We start from the raw sequence: 1,661 nt of genomic DNA, 5'->3' as shown, positions 1-1,661 counted from the left end.
CGTGTGATTGACTACAACGTGAAGGTTCGCGTTAAGGCGGACGGTAGCGGAGTTGATCTCGCGAATGTGAAGATGTCGATGAACCCGTTCGACGAGATTGCGGTCGAAGAGGCGATCCGGCTGAAGGAAGCGGGCAAGGCGGACGAGGTTGTCGTCGTGTCGATCGGCGTGAAGCAGGCGCAGGAAACGCTGCGCACGGCGCTGGCGATGGGCGCGGACCGGGCGATCCTGGTTGTGGCCGCTGACGACGTGCACCAGGACATCGAGCCGCTGGCCGTGGCCAAGATCCTGAAGGCCGTGATCGACGCCGAGGCGCCGGGCCTGGTGATCGCGGGCAAGCAGGCGATCGACAACGACATGAACGCGACCGGCCAGATGCTGGCGGCGCTGCTGGGCTGGGGTCAGGCGACCTATGCCTCGGAACTGGCGATCGAGGGCGAGCATGCCGTCGTGACCCGCGAAGTGGACGGCGGGTTGCAGACCGTCAAGGTGAAGCTGCCGGCGATCGTCACCGCCGACCTGCGCCTGAACGAGCCGCGCTACGCCTCGCTGCCCAACATCATGAAAGCCAAGAAGAAACCGCTGGACGAAAAGACCGCCGCCGATTTCGGCGTCGATGTCACGCCGCGCCTGAGCGTCGTCAAGACGGCAGAGCCCGCCGCGCGTTCGGCCGGGGAAATGGTTGGCTCGGTCGACGAGCTGGTGTCGAAGCTGAAAGAAAAGGGGATCGTGTAATGGCTGTTCTTCTCCTTGCAGAAATCGCCGGTGGCGCACTGGCGCTGGACGCCACCGCCAAGGCGGTGACCGCTGCCAAATCGCTGGGCGATGTGACCGTTCTGGTTGCGGGCCCCGCTGCCGCAGGCGAGGCCGCGTCGAAGATCGACGGCGTGGCAAAGGTTCTGGTGGCGGATGACGCCGCCTATGCCAACGGCCTGGCCGAGCCGGTCGCCGATCTGGTGGTCAGCCTGGCAGGCAATTATGAACATATCGTTGCCCCCTCCACGGCGAGCGCGAAAAACATCCTGCCGCGCGTGGCCGCGCTGCTGGACGTGATGGTTCTGTCGGACGTGACCGCGGTCGTGGACGGCGCCACGTTTGAGCGCCCGATCTACGCGGGCAACGCGATGCAGACCGTAAAGTCCAACGATTCCAAGAAGGTACTGACCGTCCGTACCACCGCCTTCGACGCGGCGGGCCAGGGTGGTTCGGCTGCCGTGGAAGCCATCGCAGCCGCCGGCAACGCGGGCCTGAGCGAGTGGGTCGAGGACAAGGTCGCGGCCTCGGATCGTCCGGAACTGACCTCGGCCAAGATCGTGGTCTCGGGTGGCCGCGGCGTCGGGTCCGAGGAAAATTTCCAGATTATCGAAGCACTTGCGGACAAGCTGGGCGCCGCCGTCGGCGCATCCCGCGCGGCTGTGGACAGTGGCTTTGCGCCGAACGACTGGCAGGTCGGCCAGACCGGCAAGGTCGTGGCGCCCGAGCTGTACATCGCGGTCGGGATTTCCGGGGCAATTCAACACCTTGCGGGCATGAAGGACTCGAAAGTCATCGTCGCCATCAACAAGGACGAAGAGGCCCCGATCTTCCAGGTCGCCGACTACGGCCTGGTCGCAGACCTGTTCGACGCCGTCCCGGACCTGACCGGTAAACTCTGATTAACC

Annotated in this window: 2 protein-coding genes; both read left to right on the top strand. The window is 65.1% G+C overall.

From position 1 onward, the window contains the following. Positions 1-735: electron transfer flavoprotein subunit beta/FixA family protein (locus E7681_RS18600; protein WP_136340759.1), on the top strand; the 735-nt coding region annotated here is incomplete at its 5' end. Next, a complete protein-coding gene (locus E7681_RS18595; RefSeq protein WP_136340758.1) occupies positions 735-1,655 on the top strand; it encodes an electron transfer flavoprotein subunit alpha/FixB family protein in 921 nt (306 codons plus the stop codon). The genes E7681_RS18600 and E7681_RS18595, both read left to right, overlap by 1 nt. The last annotated feature ends 6 nt before the right edge of the window (positions 1,656-1,661 follow it).

Origin of the sequence: Thalassobius vesicularis, from assembly GCF_004799325.1 — a bacterium.
Lineage (GTDB): Bacteria > Pseudomonadota > Alphaproteobacteria > Rhodobacterales > Rhodobacteraceae > Thalassobius > Thalassobius vesicularis.
The sequence above is the reverse complement of the archived record's forward strand: the minus strand, read 5'-3'. Positions and strand labels throughout refer to the sequence as shown.

What these genes read in the sequence shown, in the direction of transcription:
- E7681_RS18595 (WP_136340758.1), top strand. Translation starts at nt 735, where the DNA reads ATGGCTGTTCTTCTCCTTGCAGAAATCGCCGGTGGCGCACTGGCGCTG.